The sequence below is a fragment of the Paenibacillus sp. OAE614 genome, assembly GCF_040546645.1.
In the GTDB taxonomy this organism is placed as follows: domain Bacteria; phylum Bacillota; class Bacilli; order Paenibacillales; family Paenibacillaceae; genus Paenibacillus_AQ; species Paenibacillus_AQ favisporus.
The window spans coordinates 6253251-6276483 of the sequence record NZ_JBEPOD010000001.1 but is presented as its reverse complement, the minus strand read 5'-3'; the positions used below and the strand labels follow the sequence as shown (position 1 = coordinate 6276483).

Sequence of the window (23233 nt, the reverse complement as noted above, 5' to 3'; positions counted from 1 at the left end):
GGAAAATGACGACACGTACCGGGCCCGACTGGCGCAGGCTGGTCATCACCGTGGTCATGCTGGCGGTCAGCATCCTGTTTCTGATGCCGTTCATCTGGATGCTGATCACTTCCTTCAAAATCGAAAAGGACGTCTTCGTCTACCCGATCCAGTGGATCCCAAGGAAATGGAACGCGGTGGCGAATTATAAAGAAGTATGGTTCGGCGATTACCCTTTTTATCTCTATTACTGGAACTCGATCAAGGTAAGCGTGCTGACGACGCTGATTTCCTGCACGGCGTCGGCCCTGGCCGCCTACGGCTTCTCCAAAATCCAGTTTGCCGCAGGGCGCTGGCTGTTCATGATCGTGCTGGTCACCTACATGATTCCGGGACAGGCCATCCTGATTCCGCAGTTTATTTTATACCGCAACATCGGTTTGTTCGACAGCCATTTCGGCCTGATCATTCTGGGCAGCTTCAGCGTGCTGGGCACGTTCATGCTTCGTCAATTCTTTATGGGCATTCATCAGGAATTTATCGAGTCGGCGAAAATCGATGGCGCGGGCCATCCGCGCATCTTCTCCTCGATCGCGCTGCCGCTCGTAAAGCCGGCGGTGGCGACCTACGCCATTCTGCGTTTTATCTGGACATGGAACGATTACCAGAACCCGCTGATCTTCCTGCGGAGCGACCGGCTGTTTACGATTCCGCTGGCGATGCAGAAGTTTACGTCTTTAAGCGGGGAGTTCTACTCGCTGATCATGGCCGCGGCGGTATCTGCCATTTTCCCGCTGCTGCTGATTTTTATCATTGGGCAAAAAAACGTCATCGCAGGCATCGCCCTCGGGGGAGTCAAGGGGTAGCATCCGTCAAAATAACAGGATCAACGGTCAATTTAACGTCATGAGCCGGGGGAACGGCCCCGGTATAATCAAAGCGTCAGATACGGGAAAACGCAGCCGGCAAGCGGTGGGCATACGGAGGCATGTGGAGGCATACGGAGGCACACGGAGCAGGCGGATAAAGCGGCATACGGCCCGAGGCCGGTGTCCTGTTAGCCGTATGGGAGTTGGCGGTAGAAGCATTTTCACGGCAAGCATAATCCAAGGGAGGTTATTGAGGGATGAAGAGAAAAAGATGGCTTACCGGCGCGGCAGCCGGCATGCTGCTGATCAGTTTGCTGTCAGGCTGCGGGGGAAGCAGCGGCGGCGGGGATAGCGAAGGGGCGGCGTCCGGCTCCGGCGGATCAAGCGGCGGCCAGGACAAGGTCAACCTGAGATTATACACCTATGGAACCGAGGAAGCTTACAATTGGAGCAAGACGCTCAAGGCCTACGAAGACGCCAACCCCGGCGTCACGATCGAGCTGGTGCAGCTCAGCGAAAAAGGCGATACGCAGGAGGCTTCCAAGAAGCTGGATCTGGAGGCGGCGTCCTCCGCACAGATGGACATCCTGATGTTCAGCGATCCGGCCGGATACGCGCAGCGCGTGGCTTTGGGCATGGCGGAACCGCTGGACGACTACATTGCCAAGGACGGTTATAAGGAAGAGACGGATTATAAAGTCGATACCCGCCTGAATGGCAAGGTGTATGCGCTTCCGGGCAAGTTCAACCCGTGGTATGTGCTGTTGAACAAGGACCATATGGATGAAGCAGGCCTGAGCGTGCCAACGGATTGGACGTGGGACCAGTTTGCCGATTATGCGAAAAAGCTCACCAAGGGCGAAGGCGCAAGCAAGCGCTACGGCACGTACTTCCACGGCCCGCAGGGCGGGGGCTGGCTGGAATTCCTGAAGCTGAAAATGGAGAATCAGCCGGAAAATTCCGACTTTCTCAAAGCCGACGGCTCCTCGAATCTGGATGATCCCAATTTCCGGGCGACGCTGGAACTGCGGCTGAAAATGGAAAAAGAGGACCAGTCCTCCGTTCCGTATACCGATATGATCTCGCAGAAGCTCAATTACCGGACGCAGTTTTTTAACCAATCGGCGAGCATGATCGTGATCGGCAGCTGGATGAATACCGAAATCGGCGGGACGGATAAGGTGCCGCTGGAGTTTAACGTCGCCGTGGCGCCGTTCCCGAAAAACAAAGAAGGCGATCCCACGGGCATCACCCCGGTCACGACCGATTATGTTGCCGTCGCCGCCAAGTCCAAGCATAAGGAAGAAGCCTACAAGTTTGTGCGCTGGTATACAACCGAAGGGCAGACGGTCCAAGGTAAAAATATTCCGGCCTGGAGCCAGGTGAAGAGCGACCAGGTGGAGCAGATTATCGATACGATCCTCGCCGGCACGAAAACCCCGGAGAAGGTCGACAAGAAGTCATTGGTCGACACGCTGGTCGCCTCGAAAGCATCAGCGATCGTACCGCCGGCCTCCTACCAGGCCGAAGTGTTCAAAGCGGTCAACGAGGAATACGAGAAGCTGATCCTCGGCAACCAGGATATCGATGCGACGGTGAAAAACTCGCAGGAGCGCGTGAACAAAATCATCGAATCCAACCAAAAATAATTTTGGTATAATATGATCCAAAAACGGGGGACGGCGATTTCGTCCCTTTTTTGTACCCTGGGGGGACCATCATGATCAACCGGCTGCGGCACTTGGCGCTGCGCTCGATCCGCCACAAGCTCATCTTTGCGTCGATTGTCTGCATCGTCGTTCCCGCGGTCATTAGCCTGATCGTGTACAACGGCTTATCGCGGGAGGCGGTGAAGCGGCAGGCCGTATCGAACGCGAGGGATTCGCTGCAGCTGGTGGCCGGATCCGTCACGAACCTGCTGTCCAGCAAGCTGAACATTGCCAACTACATTCAGGTCAATTCCGGTTTGAACACCTACTTCAAGCAGGTCGCCTCAGGCAATGAGGAGAAGGATCCGTACCGCCGGTTCACCGAGGCAAACCGGGTGCTGGAGCAGCTCGACAGCTTGACGGTGGTCGGCGAGCAGACGTATGTGACCGTGCTGCTGACAAACGGGGCGTATTACATGAATTATTCCGTAAGCGATTACAATCCGCCGGACCTGACCCGGCAGCCCTGGTTCAGGCAGATGAAGGAGCTGAGAGGGCTGGAGTCTTATTGGACCGGGCCTGAGCGAACCGTCTACGTGCAGGATCAAGCCGATCACCCCTATCAGCTGTCCATTGCCCGGTCACTGCGGCTGGCCAATTCGGAAATTTACGGCTATGTGGTGGTGTCTTGGGTGGAGGATCAGGTCAGCGGCATCTTTGACCGGCTCTCCAAAGGAAACCGGGTGCTGATGGTAGACGGCTCGGGCACGATCGTATCGGGACCGGCCGGCCAAATCGGCAGGAAGTTTGCTTATGCTGATCTGAACGAGGGAAACAAGCCGTATTCGATTGAACGGATCGATGGGGATAAGTTCCTGATGGTGGAGCAGGAGATTCCGATGAACGGCTGGCATCTCGTGCTGATGCAGCCGTATCGGGACGCAATCGTGGACCTGAATGCCATCTTCAGCAAAGTATTTCTGTTCGAAATGATCTCGTTCTTCGTCTTCCTTCTGCTGCTGATCGTGCTGGTGCGCAGGTTCACGACGCCGCTCGTCCGGCTTGGCAAGGTAACTAACGCGGTGCAGCGCGGCAACCTGGACGTGCGTTCAGGTGTGGCAGGCAACGATGAGATCGGAAGGCTCGGGCTGCTGTTCGACCAGATGCTGGACCGGGTCAAAGAGATGATCGCCGAGGTGTCGGACCACCAGGCCCGCAAGCGAAGGGCCGAGCTTAAAATGCTGCAGGCGCAAATTCACCCCCATTTTTTGTTCAATGTGTTAAATTCCATCCGGATGAAGGTGATGAAGCGTGGCGATCCGGAGAGCGCCAAAATGATCGGCTCGCTGTCGGTCCTGCTCCGCATGACGATCAGCCGCGAGGACGACGAAATTTTGCTGCACGAGGAGATCGACTTGATTTCCCATTACGTCGCTCTGATGAACCTGCGGCAGAAGGAGGAGGCCGTGCTGCAGCTGGATATTGACCCGGAGGCGTTTCTGATCAAAGTGCCGCGCTTCTTCCTGCAGCCCCTGGTCGAAAATGCGATGATTCATGGGCTGAGCCGTCAGGCAGGCACGATATCGATCCGGGCGGTGACGGAGGCGGAACGGATCATTCTGACGGTCGCCGACGACGGCGCGGGAATGGAAGAGGAGCAGAGGCAGGAACTGATGCGGATTCTGAATGGAGCCGCCTTTGAAGCGGAGCCTTCGCCGTCAAACGGCTCCTTTTCAGGCATTGGCCTGCCCAATGTGGCGGAGCGGATGAACATAATGTTCGGCGATGGATTCCAGGCTTGCGTGAACAGCGAGCCGGGGGCCGGAACCGTGATTGAGATGCATATTCCACGGAAGGAGGGGCTGCGGGATGTATAATGTCATGCTGGCTGACGATGATTACCCCGTGATTGAGCTGCTGTCAGAGACGATCCGCTGGGAGGAGCTCGGGCTGAGGCTGATGTCCACCCACGAGAACGGATGGAGCGCCTGGGAGCAGGCCCAGCGCCAGACCCCGGATATTCTCATTACGGATATCGGGATGCCCAAGATGGACGGCTTGGAGCTGTCGGGACGCATCCGGGAGCTGAATCCCGCCGTACGAATCGCCATTTTGTCCTGCCACAGCGAGTTTCAGTATGCGCAGCAGGCCGTCCGTCTGAACGTACAGGACTATCTGCTGAAGGACACTCTTGACCCGGAGGATCTGGTACAGCGGCTCACCCGGTTCAAGCAGGCGATGGATGAGGAGAAGCAGGCCGGCTGGGAGCACAGCCGGATGAAGCGCATGTATGATGAGGCGAAGGAGCTGCGGAAGGAACAGAGTCTGAAAAACCTCATCGATCTGCCCCTGCTGTCCCCGGAGAACTGGAGGAAGGAAGCAGCGGAGTACGGCCTGCTCCGGGAAGGCGAGCACACCCTGCCTGTCGCCGGATTTCTGGAGAACTACCGGCAGGTGAAATACCGCTTCTTCTCGGATCAAACGCTGCGCTTTGCCGTCGGCAACGTCATGAAGGAAGTGCTGGAGAACTTTGCACCATGCGGGGTACACGCGGGCTTCGATGCCAAAACCTGGCTGCTGTTTTTCTCCGGCAAGCCGGGGCTCCATCGGAATTTTTATGAGGAAACGGCGCAGATGCTGAAGGAAATCCAGTCCGCGCTGCGAAAAGTACTTAAGGTTGACATGTCGCTGTGTATCGGCGAGCCCTGCGCTTCGCCGGAGAGCTTGAAACAGACGCTCGGCGGGCTGCTGGCCTCGGGCGGGCTGCGTTTCTATCTGGAGCCCGGGGAGACGGTGAAGCTGCGCGCATCAAGACCGAAGCTGGAGCCGGAGCCGGAAGGAGATGACCTGCCGCCGGGGGATCTGCTCAGCTTCTACGATGAGGCACTTGGCGAGCTGCGCGGGGCCTTGCTGGACCGGGAGCCGCAGGCGATCCGGTCGGCGACGTCCGCCTGGACCGCGAGGATCCGCAAGGAGCGGTATCCGCCGGAGGCGGTGAAGGATTGGGTCCTCAAGCTGCTGCTCGATTTGAAGCTGAAGCTTCAAGCCATCCCTTCCGTTTCGACGGCATCGTCCGCGGATACGCTCCACAAGGAAATCGCGGACATCGATTCGCTTGCTGATCTTCATGCCTGGCTGAACGGGCACTTGGAGTCGTGGGCGGCGACCGATTTTGGCGGACATAAGTCCGGCAGACGGCCCGAGATTACCGAAGCCTGCGTGTACGTCACGCGGCGGCTGCACAGCCGGATTTCGCTGGACGAGGTGGCGGAGCACCTTCACATGAACACCAGCTACTTCTGCCGGCTGTTCAAGAAGGAGACGGGCAGCACCTTTATCGAATACGTGACCCGGCTCAAAATGATGCGGGCCCAGGAGCTGCTGGACCGGACGGGAGCGACCGTCGGGGAGATTTGCGAGCAGCTGGGCTATGACAATCAAAGCTATTTCATTAAGACATTCAAATCTTATTCCGGCGTGACCCCGGTCGAATACCGGAGCCGGCTGCGGTGAGGCTTGGACCGCATAAGAGAGGAGGATTCGCAATTGCTGGAATCATCATCCCGTCATGAGCAAGGAAGTCCGTCCCTGAAGGAAGTGGCTCATGACATGGCTCCCGCCGGGTTGGACCTGTATTATCCGGACGGCGACGCGGCCCGTTTCTGGCAGAAGGTCCGGACCTCGGACCTGTATGAAGCGGACCGGCGCGAAATCCAGGCAGAAGGTCAGCGGCTGCTTGGACTGCCGCTGCCGGTATTAACGTACTCGCTGTATGCCGACTTTGCCCGTACCGGGCGCCGGCTTGGGTATGAGCGGGTGTATTTCGAGCGGCGCCGCCGGCTGAACACCTTCGCGATTCTGACGATGCTTGAGCCGGAGCGGGATGAATACCGCGAGGCTCTGTGCGATACGCTGTGGCTTATTTTGGAGGAGTATACCTGGTGTCTCCCCGCCCACTTAGGGGAAGGGGACACCGGGGGAGAGATCGATTTGTTCAGCGCTGAAACCGGCTTTGCGCTTAGTGAGCTGCTGTACCTGGCGGGCGACGGTCTGCCGCCTCTGATCCGGAGCCGGATTCGGGACGAAGTGCATCGCCGCCTGTTCGAGCCGTACTTGGCCCGGGAGTTTCACTGGGAGTCGGCCGTGCATAACTGGTCCGCCGTGTGCGCCGGCTCGATCGGCGCGGCGGCGCTGCTGCTGCTGGAGGATGCGGACCGTTTGGCGGCCGTTCTGGCGAAGGCGGAGAGAAGCATGAACTGCTACCTGACGGGGTTCGGTGAAGACGGCGCCTGTCAGGAGGGGCTCGGGTACTGGAATTACGGATTCGGTTATTTTACGTACTACGCCGATCTGCTCCGGAAGCGGTCCCGTGGACGGCTGGACTGGTTCGCCAGCGACAAGGTCCGCCGCATTGCGCTGTTTCAGCAAAAATGCTTTCTTGGCGGAAGCGCGGTGGCGAACTTCTCCGACTCCAGGCCAAGCGGCAGCATTCAACTGGGGCTGTCGGATTATTTGGCCGGCCTGTATCCGGAGTTCCAGCGGCCGCCGGCCCGCCTCCGGGCTGCGTTTACGGAGGATCACTGCAGCCGCTGGGCGCCGGCCATCCGGAATCTGCTCTGGCGGAGCGGGGAGCCGGTCCAGAGCGAGTGGGGGCCGTTCTCCGGCTACCTGCCCGACGCACAGTGGCTCATCTGGCGGTATACCGGCCCCGGCTGCGCGTTCGGCTTTGCAGCCAAAGGCGGGCATAACGCCGAGCCCCACAACCATAACGACCTCGGGCAGTTTATGCTGTACGGGGACGGCGAGTTTTTCCTCGCCGACCTCGGCAGCGGGGAATACACGAAGTCGTATTTCGGACCGGAGCGCTACACCTACGACTGCAACGGCTCGCAGGGGCACAGCGTGCCGATCGTCGGCGGCCAGTATCAGGCCGAAGGAGAGGACAGCCGGGCGGTGGTCGAAGAGGCTTATGCCGATGAGGCTGGAGCTGTGTTTGGCGTGGACCTCACGCAAGCCTACCGGTACGCGGGGCTGGAAAGCTTGCGCCGTGCGCTCCGCTGGGAGATGCAGGGCGGGCTGCCGAGTCTGGCGCTTACGGACGAGTACCGGTTTGCGGGAGCGCCAAGCTCGGTGGTGGAGCGGTTTGTCACCCGCGTCCGGCCGCGGCTTGCGGGGGACTGGATCGAGCTGCAAGGATCAGGAGAGCAGGGCTTAAAGCTGATCATGCGTTATGACGGCGGGATGCTCTCGCCGGAGATCACCCGGCGGATGTTTATGGACCATGACGGATGCGAAGCCGAATGGTACACGATCGATTTGACGGTCCGGAAACCGGAGCCCTCCATCCGGGTCGCCGTGACCTTCGAGTTTGAGCCAAATGACAAGGAAAGCGGGGATCGGGAGTGAATATGACGGAACAGGCCGCGCAAGCGGTATGGGTAAATGAAGCTTGGGGCAAGGCGCTGGATAAAGTCCGGCGCACGAGCCAGCGCATCGGGGCGGGATTTCCCCATGCCAGCCCAAACGGCGAGTATGTGCTGGAACCCCCGCACTGGTGGACGGCGGGCTTCTGGCCGGGGATGCTCTGGCTGCTGTATAACGGCAGCGGGGACGAGCGTCTGCGGGGGATCGCCGAGGAATGCGAGGCCCGGCTCGATGAAGTATTGGACGGCTACACCCGTCTCGACCATGACCTCGGATTTATGTGGACGCTGACGAGCCTGGCTTCCTACAAGCTGACGGGAAGCGAGGAGTCGAAGCGGAGGGCGCTCAAGGCGGCCAATTACCTGGCTGCCCGCTTTAATTTGAAAGGCCGGTTCATCCGCGCCTGGAATCCGTGGTCCGCAGGCGAGGACAATGCCGGCGTCGCCATCATCGACTGCGCCATGAACGTGCCGCTGCTGTTCCAGGCGTCCGCCATGACCGGCGATCCGCGGTACCGCCACGTCGCCGAGGCGCATATGGACACGGTGGCCGCCGACTTTGTCCGGCCGGACGGCTCCGTGTACCACATCATGCGCTACGACCCGGACACGGGCGAGCGCATCGGCGGCATCGGCGGCCAGGGTTATGCGCCGGAGTCGGCCTGGTCCCGCGGCACGGCCTGGGCCATCTACGGCCTGACGCTGGCCTATCATCATACCGGCAAGCAAGCCTATCTGGACACGGCCAAGCGCGTCGCCCACTTCTTCCTTGCCAATCTGCCGGAGGACCACGTGCCGCACTGGGACTTCCGGGCGCCGCTGGAAGAAAGGCAGTACCGCGACTCCTCGGCCGGCGCGTGCGCGGCCAGCGGGCTGCTCCTGCTGTCAGAGCAGGTGGGTGAGCTGGAAGCGGCCGTCTACCGCGAGCCGGCCGTGCGCATGCTGGAGTCGCTGTACGCGAGTTACGGCGCTTTTAACGATCATGCGCAGGAAGGCCTCATTTTGCATGGGACGAGCCATTATCCGAACCAAACGAATGTGGACGTGCCGCTGATTTACGGCGACTTTTTCTTCGTGGAAGGCCTCGCCCGGCTGCAGGGGAAAGGACCGTTTTATTGGGAATAAGCGGGCGTTGTATTGCGGCGTATGGGCGATTTGAACGTGCAAGGTTGAGCGGTCGAAGCCGTTTTTTTTACAGCTGAATACTTGAATTGACGAAAGGAATGGGACTTTAGGGTCTCATTCCTTTTTTTGTTTCATACTTTTCTAAACTTAATGAAAGGTGATAACTGTTATTTCAGCAGCGATAAGTTAAATATTTTCCAAAGACGATTGAAATTTAATGATTATCATTATATGATTACTTAAAACATTTTAGTTTTAGTTAAATGAAATACATGTTGAAAGCGATTTACAGGTCGATGAAACGGTAAAAAGGGAGGGATCGGTCGCTGGGCCGCGGCAGGCGTCACGATGAAGCAACGCTGTGCGGATCAATGAATGCGTTTTCGCAAAAGGTTGAATGATTTTGTTTTCTGAAGATTTTATTTGTTGGAGGGAGCAAACATGAACAGAAGGTGGGTTTCGGCATTGTTGATGATGATGCTGTTCGTCACGGTTCCGGGGCAGGTATTTGGCACCGGGTCGGACAGTACGGCGCAGAAGGGCGGCAAGACACAGGAGCAGCAGGGACAGGCGCCGGTGTATCAAAACGTATCCGTACACGATCCATCCATCGTGAAAGACGGGGATACGTATTACGTTTTCGGTTCGCATATTGAAGCGGCCCGATCAAAGGACCTGCAGAGCTGGTCCCGCTTCACGAACGGGTATACGACGCCGGGCAACGTGCTGTATGGCGATCTGGCGCAAAATTTGGCCGGGTCGTTTGCCTGGGCCGGACAAAATGATTCGGACAGCAAGGGAGGTTTTTCCGTGTGGGCCCCCGACGTGTTCTGGAATCCCGAATATGTGAATACGGACGGCACCAAAGGCGCCTATATGCTGTACTACTGCACGTCCTCGACGTATATCCGGTCGGCCATCGGGTTTGCCGTGTCGCCAAAGATCGAGGGGCCTTATCAGTATGTCGATACCCTGGTGTACTCCGGCTTTACGGAGGGCGATGCCAAGGATAAGGATAGCGCGATTAATAAAAAGTGGACGAACACGAACATTCCGAAGCTGATCGACGCCGGACAGCTCAGCGGGGCAAGCGGTGCCTGGTTCAACGCTGACGGGTCGTTTGCCAACGGCACGTATCCGAATGCGATCGATCCGAACCTGTACTATGACAAAAACGGGCAGCTGTGGATGTCTTACGGCTCCTGGTCCGGTGGTATCTTCGTCCTTCCCGTGGACCCGAAGACCGGCAAGGTGAAATATCCCGGTAAAGACGGCAAGACCGCCGACGGACGCCTGGTGGACCGGTATTTCGGCACGAAGGTGGCCGGAGGCTACGGCAAATCGGGCGAAGGTCCGTACGTAGTGTTCGATAAAGCTACCGGCTACTACTACCTGTACATGACTTACGGCTGGCTGGGAGCCGACGGCGGTTACAACATGCGGGTGTTCCGCGCGAAGAACCCGGACGGACCGTATGTGGATGCCCAGGGCCAGAATGCCGTTCTGCCCGGAGACACGGACAACGCGCCGTACGGCAACAAGCTGATGGGGAACTACCTGTTTGCCAGAGACGTGGGTGATCCGGGCAGCGGCATCGGCGTCGGCTATGTGTCACCGGGACATAACTCCGTGCTGCTGGAAGATGCGACCGGCAAGCGGTTCCTCGTCTTCCATACCCGCTTCCCGCAGATGGGCGAAGCGCACGAGGTGCGGGTGCATCAAATGTACATGAATGCGGACGGCTGGCCGGTGGTTGCCCCATACCGGTATGCAGGAGAAACGTTGAGCAAAGTGGACCGTCAGGACCTGATCGGGGACTATAAATTCATCAACCACGGAAAAGGGACGACCGCGGATATCCAGTCCTCCGTGTATATCCGGCTGAACAAGGACAACACAATTTCAGGCGATGTGACCGGAACTTGGAAAAAGACCGGGCACAACGAGGCGGAGCTTGTCATTGCCGGTTCCGTGTACAAGGGCGTCTTCGCCAGCGGCTGGGACCCGGTGTCCGAGCGTTATGTCATGACCTTCACGGCTTCTTCGCGGGAGGGCGTGGCGGTCTGGGGCAGCCGGCTTGAAGACAAAACCGATCAGGCGCTGGTTCAGGACGTATACAACGATCTGAGTCTGGGGGATACGGCGAAGGTCGTGTCGGACCTGGCCCTTCCGGCGGAAGGAACCCGACACATCGCGATTTCCTGGAAGAGCTCGGATGAAGCGGTCGTATCGTCCACAGGCGAGGTGCACCGTCCGGCGGGCGGGGCGCCGGCTCAAGCGGTGCTCACTGCGACAATCACCAAAGGCGGCGCTTCGCTGACGAAGTCCTTTACGGTGACCGTTCTGCCGTACCAGGACGCCAAGCTGTCTTCTTATTACGGCCTTGAGGGTAACTTTGCGGACAGTCAGGGGCGGTTTGCCGCAGGTACGGTGACCGGCGACCGGATTGACAAGTCCGGCGGCAGCATCACCTTCGCTGAGGGCAGACAAGGCCAGGCCGCCAAGTTCGACGGAGCCTCCGGGATCCGGCTGCCGGACGGACTGATTTCAAGCAATGCCTATTCGGTTGCGCTGTGGATCAAACCGGAGGAGCTGACGACGTACACGACGGCCTTCTTTGGCGCGAAGGACGGCGACCATTGGGTGAGCCTTGTGCCCCGGGGAGCCGTCGCCAACAATACGATGGTCTGGTCGGGCAGCACGAGCTGGTATGACGGGGCGACCGGACTGACCATTCCGACCGGCGAGTGGTCGCATCTGGCCTTTTCCGTGGAGAATGGCACGCTGACCGTGTACGTGAATGGGGTGCAGAAGTTCAAGGGAGCGAACTTCCCGGACTGGTTTACCGGCACGAAGGCAAGCTTTAGCCTGGGCGTCAATTGGTGGGATCCGCCGTTTAAAGGTCTGATCGACGAGCTGCGCGTGTACGATGGCGCACTGACGCCTGCGCAGGCGGCGGATTTGGCCAAGAATCCGTCTTAAATAATGGAGGGGGGCCAGTTTCTATTCTGGCCACAAACAAGAGGGACAAAGCGAAAGATGACCTTTCGCTTTGTCCCTTTTTTGAAGAGATCAGAAAAGTATAAGTTTCGGAGCTTCTGCTTCCTGATCTCGCAAGAAAAACTTCCTCTAGACGCGGTCTGTCCTCTTTGCGAGTACGTCGATAGACGTTTTTCTTAAGATTACAGAATTTATTTTCTTTAGCAGCGGTTACAGCTTCGGCAGTACTTTGCGCGCGGCGAGGAACAACCAGGTACTGAGCACAAATGGCAGGGTCAGCGCGGGCAGGCCGTAAGGCAGAATCCAGGTATCGATGCCGGCCGTAACCGGCACCGTTACCGCGGCGGCAATCAGCCCGGTGAACGGCGCCCAGCGGCTTTTGGTGTCAAAAACGGCGCCAACGGCGAGAATGGTCAGGACGGCGTTGTACCCGTACAAGCCGAGGTTCATCAGAGATATTTCCGCGCCAAGTCCAAATGCTGTAAGCCACCCGGCTATAGAGCCGATGGCCGCGTAAATGCCGAGGCGCCAGTTCCCCCACAGCACGGCGACCCAAATCAGCAGGCAGGGCCAAATCCCGTCCTGAAAGAAAACTTGTCCGACACCGTCCACGAGGCTGCGGAACAGGTGGATGGCTCCTTCCGGATGAAGCATCCAGTGGGACAGGTCCTGCGGAGCAAGGTCCGGGCTAAGCCTGAACTGGCTCAGCCGGTAGGATGCCATCAGCAGAAACCAAGTGACGACAATGAAAGGGAGCGTCAGCACCGGGAGCCCGCTGCCCCGCATCGCATGCATCATGGCGGCTGTGAGGATTGCGGCTGCGGCAGCACCGGCCAGCGCGATGACCCATCGGTCCGAGCCTCCCAGATAGAGCGACAACGAGATGCCGGCCAGCACCGAGTTGTAGCCGAGCAGCCCCTGCTTGACCGCATCGCGGTCGGCGCCGCCCCACCAGCCGATCAGTGTAGCGATGCAGGCCGACAGCAGTGTGATGACGCCTACCCGGACCGAGGAGATCAGAATGGCGATTAGGATGAGGAGGCCGGAGACGGTATTTTCGACCAGGATTACCTGAGAAATCCCCTTCAGGACGGCTTCCGCAAAAGCGGGCAGTCTCCAAGCCCCGAAGAGATAGCGTTCGATTTTCAGCATCATATTCCCCTTTTCCTTTGATATGCTTTCGAGATATCCGGGCATCCCTCCATGACAAGACGTGATAGATGTATGTAATTTATTATATATATAATTTATGATATATTAAGGCTGCGGGGTTATCAATCACAAAGTTTTTCGCCCGGAAAGGCCATTAAACAAGCGCACCGCGGACGGGAAATCGAAAAGAGATTGCCGCACACAAATGTATCCGAATGGATAAGGAGGCCGAAAGCACAATGCAGCTGCTGCCGCGTGAGGTTGATAAGTTATTGATTGTTGTCGCCGCGGATCTTGCAAGACGCCGCAAGGAAAGGGGGCTTAAGTTAAACCACCCGGAAGCCATTGCCTACATTACCTATGAGGTATTGGAAGGGGCGAGGGACGGACGTACCGTTGCCGAACTAATGGAGTATGGGGCGACCATACTGACCCGTGCTGATTGCATGGAGGGCGTACCCGAAATGATCCACGATATTCAGGTGGAGGCTACCTTCCCCGACGGCACTAAACTCGTCACCGTACATAATCCGATACGATAGGAGGAATCGTGATGATCCCAGGGCAATTATTTTTGCAAAACGACGACATTGTGTGCAATGAGGGAAGGGTCGTGTCCCGGACGAAGGTGACCAACACGGGCGACCGCCCGGTACAGGTCGGGTCCCATTTCCACTTCTATGAAGTGAACGAAGCGCTGCAGTTTAATCGCAAAGACGGCTTCGGCATGCATCTGAATATTCCGGCAGGGGCCGCAGTCCGCTTCGAGCCGGGGGATGAGAAGGAAGTTGAGCTGGTAAGTTACGGCGGAGAGCGACGCGTATACGGCTTCAACAATAAAACCGACGGTTCCGTGGAAGGAGGCCTCCGCCCATGACTTTTCGGATGCCAAGAACGCAATATTCGCAAATGTACGGTCCGACCACCGGCGATTCAATCCGGCTTGCGGATACGGATTTGATCATTCAAATCGAGAAGGACTATACCCACTATGGGGATGAAGTGGTGTTTGGCGGCGGGAAAGTCATCCGGGACGGCATGGGACAGCATCCGCTCGCCACCCGCGCCGACGGGGTCCCGGACGTTGTGATCACGAACGCCGTAATCCTGGATTATACCGGTATTTACAAGGCGGACATCGCCATTCGCGACGGGAAAATCGCCGGCATCGGCAAGGCGGGCAATCCGCTGGTGATGGAGAAGGTGGACATCGTCATCGGGGCATCGACGGAAATCATCGCCGGGGAAGGCATGATCGTCACGGCCGGCGGCATTGACAGCCACGTCCACTTCATCAGTCCTTCCCAGATTGAAACGGCCCTGTCCTCCGGCCTGACGACGCTGATCGGCGGGGGCACCGGCCCGACGGCCGGCTCCAAGGCAACGACGGTCACCCCCGGAGAGTGGAACATCCACCGCATGCTGGAAGCTGCGGAAGGGATGCCGATTAACGTCGGCTTTACCGGTAAAGGCCAGGCCGCCGCAATCGAGCCCCTTGCAGAGCAGGTTCGGGCGGGTGTGATCGGGCTGAAGGTTCACGAAGACTGGGGAGCGACGGCATCGGCACTGGATCATGCGCTGACCGTGGCAGACCAATATGACGTGCAGGTAGCGGTACATGCCGATACCCTCAATGAAGGGGGCTTCATGGAGAACACGATGGCCGCGATCAAGGGCCGGGTGATCCACATGTACCATACCGAGGGTGCGGGCGGCGGTCACGCGCCGGACTTGATCAAGTCCGCCGGCTACCCTAACGTGCTTCCTTCATCCACCAATCCGACGCTGCCCTATACCGTGAACACGATCGACGAACATCTGGACATGCTCATGGTGTGCCACCATTTGAACCCGTCGATTCCCGAGGATTTGGCGTTTGCGGACTCACGGATTCGGCGCGAGACGATTGCCGCGGAGGATATTTTGCAGGACATGGGCGTATTCAGCATGGTCAGCTCCGACGCCCAGGCCATGGGCCGGATTGGGGAAGTCATTCTGCGTACCTGGCAAACCGCTGACAAAATGAAAAAGCAGCGCGGCTCCCTGCAGGGTGACAGCGAACGGTCTGACAACAACCGCGCGAAACGATATGTCGCCAAATATACGATCAATCCGGCCATCACCCACGGCATTTCCGAATATGTGGGCTCGGTCGAAGTCGGCAAGATGGCTGACCTGGTCATTTGGAATCCGGCCTTTTTCGGGGTGAAGCCCGAGTTGATTCTGAAGAATGGCATGGTGGTTCAGAGCCTGATGGGGGATGCCAATGCGTCGATTCCGACGCCGCAGCCGGTCATCTACCGGCCAATGTATGCACAGTACGGCAAGGCTCTGGCTTCCTGCTCCGCTACGTTTATATCGCAATCGGCCTTTGATCTGGGCGTCCACGAAAAGCTGGGCCTGCAGAAAATCGTCCTGCCCGTCCGCGGCATTCGCTCTTTGACGAAAAAGGACATGCGGCTCAACAGCGAAACGCCAGAAATTACGGTAGACCCGCAGACATACGAGGTTCGGGTGAACGGGGATTTGATCACCTGTGATCCGGTCAGCGAGGTGCCGATGGGCCAAAGGTATTTCCTATTCTAAGCATGGAGGTAAGCGCGTTGATCATTGAACAAATCGTAGGCAATCTGGACCGATTGGAGCCGGAGGAAATCAAGAAACGCCATACCGAGAAGGTGTATCTGGAGAGTTCCGATCTCGTGAAACGGATCCAGCGCGTCAAGACCGACCACGGAAAAGAAATCGGGATTCGGCTGAAAGACCCTCGCGACCTTGTGGCCGGCGACATTTTATATATGGATGACACCAACATGATCGTGATCGATGTGCTTTCTGACGACCTGATCGTAATTCGTCCGCGCAGCCTGAAGGAGATGGGGACGATCGCCCATCAGCTGGGCAACCGCCATCTTCCGGCACAATTTGAAGGCGATGAGATGCTTGTCCAGTACGACTATTTGGTGGAGGAACTGCTGATGCAGCTCGGCATCCCGTACCAGCGGGAGGAGCGCAAGGTGAAGCAAGCCTTCCGCCACATCGGCCACAGCCATGGATAAATCGATGTTGTCCCTGCTGCAGCTGTGCGACTCCAACTTTCCGACCGGGGCTTTCAGCCATTCGTTCGGCCTGGAGAGCTACATTCAAGAGGGGCAGGTGCATGATCCGGCGACCTTTGCAAATTGGCTCGGCGTTTATTTGAACCAGCAGCTGGTGCATGCCGACGGGCTCGCCGCGCGCTGCGTGTTTGACGCCGTACAGGGGAACCGACCTGACGAGGTGTGGAAATGGGACCGGCTGCTTACCGTGCAGAATCTGGCACGGGAGACGAGGGAAGGCACGCAGAAGATGGGGGACCGGATGCTTGCGCTCATCGAATCGATGTACAGCTTCCCCCTTCTCTCGCAATACCGGGAGCGCATCCGGGGCAAGGCCAGCTTCGGACATCCCGCCGTCGTCTTTACGATGACGGGTCACCATTTGGGGGCAAGCCGGGAAGATGCGCTTGTATTTTATCTGTACTCGGTGGTAGTCGGCCTGGTGCAAAATGCGGTCCGGGCCATCCCGCTCGGGCAGACGGCGGGGCAGCGAATCATCCGCGACGTTCAGGAGGCGCTGCCTGCTGCTGTCGACCGGATTCTCGCCTTGGATGAAGAAGATTTCGGCGTCTTGTCGCCGGGAATCGAGCTGTCCCAGATGAAGCATGAACGCGTCAATATCCGGATTTTTATGTCCTAAACTATTAATCTATAGAAAGAAGTGTGTGAGGATGGAGCCGATCCGTATTGGAATTGGCGGCCCGGTAGGGGCCGGAAAAACGATGCTGGTGGAAAAGCTGACCCGCCATCTTGACGGAGAAATCAGCATGGCAGTAGTCACCAATGATATCTATACGAAGGAAGACGCCAAATTTCTGATGGCCAACGGGGTGCTCCCAGACGACCGGATCATCGGGGTGGAGACTGGAGGCTGTCCGCACACGGCGATCCGCGAGGATGCATCGATGAACTTCGCGGCGATTGATGAGCTGAAGGAAAGACATCCGGACGTACAGCTCATCTTCGTCGAGAGTGGAGGGGATAACCTCGCCGCTACGTTCAGCCCGGAGCTCGTTGATTTTTCCATCTATATTATCGACGTGGCCCAAGGAGAGAAGATTCCGCGCAAAGGCGGGCAGGGAATGATCAAATCGGACCTGTTTATCATCAACAAGACCGATCTGGCGCCTCATGTCGGGGCACGGCTGGAAGTGATGGAATCGGATACGAAGGTGTTCCGCGGCAACAAGCCGTTCGTCTTTACGAATCTGAAAAAGGAAGAAGGGCTTGACCAGGTCATCGCCTGGATCAAGGATAACGCCTTCCTCCACGGTCTGAGCTAGGCTATGAAGGATTGGACAGGCATTCTGCGACTGGAGGCGGAAGAGCGGGACAGCAGGACGGTCGCGCGGAACGTCTATTTTCAAGGGGCCTTCAAGGTGATGCGTCCCATCTATCACGACGATTCCGGGCAGCCGTGTTATTATTTGCTGAATCCGGGGGGCGGCTACCTGGATGGGGACCGCTATCATCTTGCCATATCGCTGCTGGAAAACGCCCGGCTCACGCTGACGACGCAGTCGGCCACCAAAATCTACAAAACGCCGAACACGCCAGCGTACCAGGAAACGGAGATTTCGCTGAAAAAGGGAAGCTATCTCGAATACATTCCCGATCCGCTGATCGGTTACGAGCATGCCCGGTATGATCAAAAGACGGTGATCCGCATGGAAAAGGGGGCGTCGCTGCTGTACTGCGACAGCGTCACCCCCGGCTGGTCGCCCGAAGGTACCCTGTTCAGCTACGATACCCTTCGGCTTCGCACGGAGATCTATATGGACGGCGAGCTTGCCGTCTATGATCATATTAAACTGCAGCCTGCGGGCCAGCCGGTGGATGGGCTGGGGTTTCTGGAGGGGTACACGCATCTGGGATCGATGCTGTTCATCGGAGAAGAGGCGGATGCCGGACTGCTTGACGAGCTGTACAGCGCCGTTCAACCGGAGCCGGACGGGGTCCGGATCGGCATGTCGCTGCTAAATGTCCCCGGCCTGGCTGTCCGGATCCTAGCTCACTCCACCCAGGCGGTGGAACGGATCCAGGCGGAATGCCATCATCTCGTCAGCCGCCGTCTGTTCGGTAGGAATCCGAGCTTTCTGCGCAAATACTAGATTCGTCCGCCGGCCGCAGCGATCCGTCCCGCCGGCTGCATGTTCTTCGCTAAACTTCTTTGCTAGCTTTTTTAGCCGGAAAGGTACCATTTCGAGATCATTGCGGATACACTGGTAGTATACAAGCCGGATAAAGCTGCCGGTTCGAGGTATATATCTATAAGAACGCAGGGAATGAAACGAAATGAACACATTAGGTTACGCAATACTCGGCGTGCTGGCCCGTACGCCGTGTTCGGGATACGAACTGGCTGCTTACTTGGAGGTTTTGTGGCCTGCCAAGCACAGCCAGATCTATCCGCTGCTGAATAAAATGGAGCAAAAGGGCCTGGTGGCATATGAGCATGTGGAGCAGACGGGACGGCCAGACAAGAAGACGTATTCCATCACGGATCAGGGCCGGGAGGCTCTGGGTTCCTGGGTGGAAGAAAAGCCGGCGGACCCCGCAGTGCGGGACGAGTTCCTCATCAAGGTTTACTCGATGTGGTTGACCGATGAGGAGAACGCCAGAAAGTTGATCCTGGAAAGGATCTCCAAGCTGAAGCTGAGAGTGACGGTCCGGGAGAAAAAAATTGCGTCGGTGGAGAAGGACCATACCCGTGCCTCCTCCAAGCATTTCGGGAGGTACGTGCTGCTGAACCGCAGCAATTTTCTCGACAAGGAAGAGATTTCGTGGTGCAAGTGGGTACTGAATCTGATGGATAATCCGCTGATTGTCAAGTTTGTGATCGGGTTCATCGGCGCCGGCACGTTCAATACATTGATCCGGGGCATTTCGATGCTGTCCGAATGTTGACCGGCTCTTTCGCGAAAGGTAGGAAACATGAAATTCATTTGGAACCGTTACATGCTGGGCGTGGCATTGATCCATGTCCTTGGGCTGCTTGCCTTATTTACGGTGGTGCCCGCCCATCCGGCTTTTGTCGGCATGGGAATTGCGGCTTACGTCTTTGGCGTCCGCCATGCTTTTGATATCGACCATATCTCCGCGGTGGATAACACGATCCGCAAATTGGTGGCGCAGAAAAAGGATTCCCGGGGCGTTGGCTTCTTCTTTTCCTTGGGGCACTCGACCGTCGTCTTCCTGCTGGCGGTGCTGACGGCCATCTCCGTGCGCTTTGTCGCCAAGCATATGTCCGGGATGCAGGAGATTGGCGGCATCATCGGGGTGACCGTGTCAGGAGTGTTCCTGCTGTTTCTGGCCGTGCTCAATTTCATGCTGTTTGCCCAGCTCTGGCGCACGTTCCGCCGAATTCGGGAAGACCGGATCGGGGAAGCGGAGCTTGAGGAGATGTTCGAAGCCAAAGGCTTCTTTACGCGATTTATGGGCAAATGGTTCAAGCTGGTCACGAAAAGCTGGCATATTTACCCGATCGGCTTTCTGTTCGGCCTCGGCTTTGACACCGCCACCGAGATTTCGCTGCTTACCATGTCAGCTGGGGCGGCCAACGAGCAGGTTCCGGTCCTGGGCATCATTGCGCTGCCTTTGCTGTTTGCGGCCGGCATGAGCCTGTTCGACACGCTGGACGGCCTCATGATGACCAAGAGCTATGCCTGGGCCAGTGACCGTCCGATCCGGAAGGTCTACTACAACCTGATCGTCACGGCGATTTCGGTGATCGCCGCCGTGGCAGTCGGCGCGGTGGAACTGGCGCAGATCACGACGGAGAAGCTGCATTTATCCGGTGGCATCTGGGACGTGATCGCAGGCATCGACTTTGGAAATTTGGGTATTTTCCTGGTCGTGGCGTTTCTGGCCATTTGGGGCGTGGCTGTGCTCATTTGGAAGGTTTACCGGATTGAAGAGCGGTATGCGGTGAAAGGGAAAAGTCTATAAGGACCGTGAAAGCAAAAACGGGACCTGCCCGGCGTGATGCCGGCGGGTCCCGTTTTTGGATAAACGCGGTCTGTCTTCATATGAACGTGCGTCGATAAGCGTTTTTCTTTGTCCGCTAGTTCTTTCGGCGCGGAATCGTCAGTGTCTCCCAAGCGTCCGATTGAATCTGTTTGGCGATGTAAATGATCTGCCCGATATGGCTGGAATAGTGCGACATCTGCCGTTCGATCGCTTCCAGCACCGAATGCGGCTTTTCCCGGATGTAGACGGTCCGCAGCAGGTCATCGCTGCCGAGGGAGCCGAGCGCCTGCAGAAAGACGCCCCAGCCGCGGTTCCAGATGTCCAGCAGTTCTTCTCTGGAGGCCACGGTGCCCTCGAACTCGCTGTCCCGGTCGCGGCCTTCTTTTTCCCCGTCGGAATCGAGGAAGTCCGTCCAGCGGGAGATCATATTCCCGCTCATATGATGAACGATAACCGCAATGCTGTTGGAGTCTTCGTTTAACGACCAATTCAGCTTATCGTCCGGAACCTGCGCGATCGCCTTCTCGGCGGAACGCTTCAGCTCGGCGAATTTATCGTTGACCACCCGGAAATATTCAGTTCCGATGTCGTGGGCGCTCATTCCAACCACCTCCACTATAAAATGATTTCTTCATACCAGTATAGGGGCCGTCCTTCTTTCCCGGCAAGCAGGGAGGTGACTTCAACAATATCTTTTCATTTTCGGGTCTTCCGGTTTTATCGCCGCTCTTGCCATTCCTGGACTCCCCATATCCCCAATAGTCCACGGTTACTCTGCTCCGGGGCTGGGGGGCACCAGCTTATCGATACCGCCCATATACGGCCGAAGGGCGCTCGGAATGTAAATCGAGCCGTCTTCCTGCTGATGGTTTTCGAGCAGTGGGATCAGAATGCGGGGCGAGGCCACGGCTGTATTGTTCAGCGTATGGCAGTACTGCAGCCTGCCTTCCGCATCGCGGTAGCGGATGTTCGAGCGCCGGGCCTGGAAGTCGAGCAGATTCGACGACGAATGGGTTTCGCCGTAGGCTCCGCGGCTCGGCATCCAGGTTTCGATGTCGTACTGCTTATACGTCTTCTGCGACATGTCTCCGGTGCAGACGGCCATCACCCGGTAAGGAAGCTCCAGCAGCCGCAGGATCTCCTCGGCATGGCCGGTAATTTCCTGAAGCATCGCTTCCGACGCCGCGGGATCGTTCTCACAGAGGACGACCTGCTCGACCTTGGCGAATTGGTGGACGCGGTACAAGCCGCGTACGTCGCGGCCCGCCGAGCCGATCTCCCGGCGGAAGCAGCTCGACACGCCCGCTAGCCGGATAGGGAGGGCGGCGTCAATCACTTCGTCGCTGTAGTACGACACCAGCGATACCTCCGAAGTGCCGACGAGCCACTTGTCCTCACCGGCCAGCTCATAGGTCTGATCCTTCCCGGTAGGGAAAAATCCCGACCTGGCCAGCGCCTCGGGACGGACCATGACCGGCACGTCCATCAGCGTAAATCCGCGCGACGCCAGGAGGTCAATCGCCAGCCGCTGCACGGCCAGATGAAGGAACAGGCCAGCTCCCTTCAAATAATAGCTGCGGCTGCCCGCCGTCTTGACCCCGCGCGGAATATCGAACAGATCGTGCAGCTCGCCGAGCGTGACATGATCCTTCATCTCAAAATCGAATTGCCGCGGCGTCCCGATCCGGCGGACCTCCACATTGTCGCTGTCGTCCTTGCCAATCGGCGTATCCTCCGAGACAACGTTGGGGGCGAGCAGCATCAGCTCCTCATACTTACGGGTCGCCTCGCGCAGCCCGGCTTCACAGCCGTCCAGGGTGCGGTTGATTTCCTTCACCCGGCCCTTTGCCTGCTGCGCAGCTTCGTCCTGACCCTGTTTCAGCAGTCCCGCGATGCTCTTGGTCAGCTCATTGCGCTGCGCCCTTAGCGATTCCGTCTCCTGCAGCAGCCTTCTTCGCTTCTCGTCCCATTCCAGCAGATCGTCCACCTGAAAGGGAATGTTTTTTTGCTCCGCGACTTGCTGTACCTGCTCCTGATGGTCACGGATGAATTGAATGTTTAGCATCGATACCGTCTCCTTTGTCTCTCTGTCCTGTAAAAATACAAAAAGCGCCCTCATCCCTTGGGACGAGGAGCGCTTGCTCGCGGTGCCACCCAATTTGACCGGCCTGCCCGAAGGCAGTGCCGATCCGCTTGGTTCCGCGATAACGGACGGAGGCCGGTTAACTTAGAGAGGGAATGGTGCAACCGCTGCACCGTCATGCTGCGTACATGCGGGAATCGCCATCCGCTCCGGTCGAAAACGCCTCACAGTTGGATGCTGTTCATCGGCGTAATGTCACTGTTCAGTTCTTTGCGGTTTAGTATAGCGTAAACCAATGAAAAGCACAATATACGTACATCCCTTACCTGGATGCATACTCCTCCAGAAGCTTCTGTATGCTTTGGTGAATGCGGAGCAGGCTTTCAGCATCTGAAGCGGGTAACTGCTCGAGGGCATACCCCATGGCTAGGTAGGAGCGGGGGTTGGCCGCTGACTGAAGGGAGCGCTGCCGACCCTCCGCGGTCAGGCTCAGTTTGACTTCCCTGCGGTCTGTCTCGGAGATGACGCGGTCCACCAGCCCTGCTTGAACGAGACCTTCCACTTGTAAGCTGATGCTGCTTTTGGGTGAGGAAAGACGCACGGTTAATTCCTTTAGCGTCAAGCCGGGCGCGGCATACAGCGTGTTCAGGATGCCGAGCTGCAGTACATTCAGTCCAAGGCTCTCCGCATTGCTGCGCGTAAACTCCAGGAGGCGCCTTTGAATGCCGGTAAAGGATTGAACGACTTCAGCGGCCAGCTTCATTTGGGGATCCTGGTAACCTTGATGATTCATGGCATAAGCAACCTTTCGTTTATCAATTTGTTCAACATTGAACAGTTTAAGTATGAACAAATTATATTCGGATCTGGGGTATTTTTCAAGGTT

The 23233-nt window shown here is 57.6% G+C and carries 21 protein-coding genes; 17 read left to right on the top strand and 4 right to left on the bottom strand.

What is annotated here, in order from left to right; translation table 11 throughout:
• Positions 1-5 precede the first annotated feature (5 nt).
• The 7 genes from ABIE48_RS28815 to ABIE48_RS28785 all read left to right on the top strand — a co-directional run bounded on the left by ABIE48_RS28815 (position 6) and on the right by ABIE48_RS28785 (position 12027).
• Positions 6-845, top strand: a complete 840-nt coding sequence (locus tag ABIE48_RS28815) for a carbohydrate ABC transporter permease (protein WP_192715980.1) — start codon at positions 6-8, stop codon at positions 843-845.
• 260 nt (positions 846-1105) lie between these two features.
• Positions 1106-2497, top strand: coding sequence for an ABC transporter substrate-binding protein (locus ABIE48_RS28810; protein WP_192715979.1), 1392 nt, complete (start codon positions 1106-1108; stop codon positions 2495-2497).
• Between the two features lie 71 nt (positions 2498-2568).
• The gene (locus tag ABIE48_RS28805; protein ID WP_192715978.1) at positions 2569-4374 is read left to right on the top strand and encodes a sensor histidine kinase; all 1806 of its coding nucleotides are present in this window, start codon (positions 2569-2571) and stop codon (positions 4372-4374) included.
• Entirely contained in the window at positions 4367-6010 is a 1644-nt protein-coding gene (locus ABIE48_RS28800) for a response regulator transcription factor (RefSeq protein ID WP_192715977.1), read from the top strand. Before ABIE48_RS28805 ends, ABIE48_RS28800 begins: the two co-directional genes overlap by 8 nt.
• A 33-nt stretch (positions 6011-6043) precedes the next feature.
• Entirely contained in the window at positions 6044-7903 is a 1860-nt protein-coding gene (locus tag ABIE48_RS28795; protein WP_354520147.1) for a heparinase II/III family protein, read from the top strand.
• A 2-nt stretch (positions 7904-7905) separates the two neighbouring features.
• Positions 7906-9045 (top strand): glycoside hydrolase family 88 protein, encoded by a 1140-nt coding sequence (locus ABIE48_RS28790; protein WP_192716183.1) that lies wholly within the window; start codon positions 7906-7908, stop codon positions 9043-9045.
• A gap of 441 nt (positions 9046-9486) precedes the next feature.
• Positions 9487-12027 (top strand): LamG-like jellyroll fold domain-containing protein, encoded by a 2541-nt coding sequence (locus ABIE48_RS28785; RefSeq protein ID WP_192715976.1) that lies wholly within the window; start codon positions 9487-9489, stop codon positions 12025-12027.
• A gap of 228 nt (positions 12028-12255) precedes the next feature.
• Here ABIE48_RS28785 and ABIE48_RS28780 read toward each other — a convergent pair whose 3' ends face one another.
• Positions 12256-13200 (bottom strand): urea transporter, encoded by a 945-nt coding sequence (locus tag ABIE48_RS28780; protein WP_354520145.1) that lies wholly within the window; start codon positions 13198-13200, stop codon positions 12256-12258.
• A gap of 236 nt (positions 13201-13436) precedes the next feature.
• On the opposite strand from ABIE48_RS28780, the gene ABIE48_RS28775 reads away from it, so the two are divergent.
• From ABIE48_RS28775 to ABIE48_RS28735, 9 genes are all read left to right on the top strand, one after another.
• Positions 13437-13739 (top strand): urease subunit gamma, encoded by a 303-nt coding sequence (locus ABIE48_RS28775; protein ID WP_145026848.1) that lies wholly within the window; start codon positions 13437-13439, stop codon positions 13737-13739.
• Positions 13740-13750: 11 nt separating this feature from the next.
• Complete coding sequence (locus tag ABIE48_RS28770; protein WP_145026847.1) at positions 13751-14074, top strand: urease subunit beta; 324 nt, start codon at positions 13751-13753, stop codon at positions 14072-14074.
• Positions 14071-15783 (top strand): urease subunit alpha, encoded by a 1713-nt coding sequence (gene ureC / locus ABIE48_RS28765; RefSeq protein WP_145026845.1) that lies wholly within the window; start codon positions 14071-14073, stop codon positions 15781-15783. Before ABIE48_RS28770 ends, ureC begins: the two co-directional genes overlap by 4 nt.
• 17 nt (positions 15784-15800) lie before the next feature.
• Complete coding sequence (gene ureE, locus ABIE48_RS28760; protein ID WP_145138467.1) at positions 15801-16256, top strand: urease accessory protein UreE; 456 nt, start codon at positions 15801-15803, stop codon at positions 16254-16256.
• Entirely contained in the window at positions 16249-16935 is a 687-nt protein-coding gene (locus tag ABIE48_RS28755; RefSeq protein ID WP_145026841.1) for an urease accessory protein UreF, read from the top strand. Before ureE ends, ABIE48_RS28755 begins: the two co-directional genes overlap by 8 nt.
• A 31-nt stretch (positions 16936-16966) precedes the next feature.
• On the top strand, positions 16967-17578 hold the full coding sequence (ureG, locus tag ABIE48_RS28750; RefSeq protein ID WP_145026839.1) for an urease accessory protein UreG: 612 nt from the start codon (positions 16967-16969) through the stop codon (positions 17576-17578).
• A 3-nt stretch (positions 17579-17581) separates the two neighbouring features.
• Positions 17582-18406 (top strand): urease accessory protein UreD, encoded by an 825-nt coding sequence (locus ABIE48_RS28745; RefSeq protein ID WP_192715974.1) that lies wholly within the window; start codon positions 17582-17584, stop codon positions 18404-18406.
• 184 nt (positions 18407-18590) lie between these two features.
• On the top strand, positions 18591-19202 hold the full coding sequence (locus ABIE48_RS28740; RefSeq protein WP_145026835.1) for a PadR family transcriptional regulator: 612 nt from the start codon (positions 18591-18593) through the stop codon (positions 19200-19202).
• Between the two features lie 27 nt (positions 19203-19229).
• Positions 19230-20243: a HoxN/HupN/NixA family nickel/cobalt transporter gene (locus tag ABIE48_RS28735; protein ID WP_192715973.1), complete on the top strand. Its 1014-nt coding sequence runs from the start codon at positions 19230-19232 to the stop codon at positions 20241-20243.
• A gap of 115 nt (positions 20244-20358) precedes the next feature.
• Here the strand turns inward: ABIE48_RS28735 and ABIE48_RS28730 are convergent, their stop codons facing one another.
• Both ABIE48_RS28730 and serS read right to left on the bottom strand, forming a co-directional pair.
• The gene (locus ABIE48_RS28730) at positions 20359-20865 is read right to left on the bottom strand and encodes a DUF1572 family protein (RefSeq protein ID WP_192715972.1); all 507 of its coding nucleotides are present in this window, start codon (positions 20863-20865) and stop codon (positions 20359-20361) included.
• 168 nt (positions 20866-21033) lie between these two features.
• Positions 21034-22329, bottom strand: coding sequence for a serine--tRNA ligase (serS, locus tag ABIE48_RS28725; RefSeq protein ID WP_192715971.1), 1296 nt, complete (start codon positions 22327-22329; stop codon positions 21034-21036).
• Here serS and ABIE48_RS28720 point away from each other — a divergent pair.
• The gene (locus tag ABIE48_RS28720; protein ID WP_167527137.1) at positions 22319-22495 is read left to right on the top strand and encodes a hypothetical protein; all 177 of its coding nucleotides are present in this window, start codon (positions 22319-22321) and stop codon (positions 22493-22495) included. The genes serS and ABIE48_RS28720 overlap by 11 nt on opposite strands.
• A gap of 174 nt (positions 22496-22669) precedes the next feature.
• Here the strand turns inward: ABIE48_RS28720 and ABIE48_RS28715 are convergent, their stop codons facing one another.
• Entirely contained in the window at positions 22670-23140 is a 471-nt protein-coding gene (locus tag ABIE48_RS28715) for a MarR family winged helix-turn-helix transcriptional regulator (protein WP_354520139.1), read from the bottom strand.
• Positions 23141-23233: the final 93 nt, after the last annotated feature.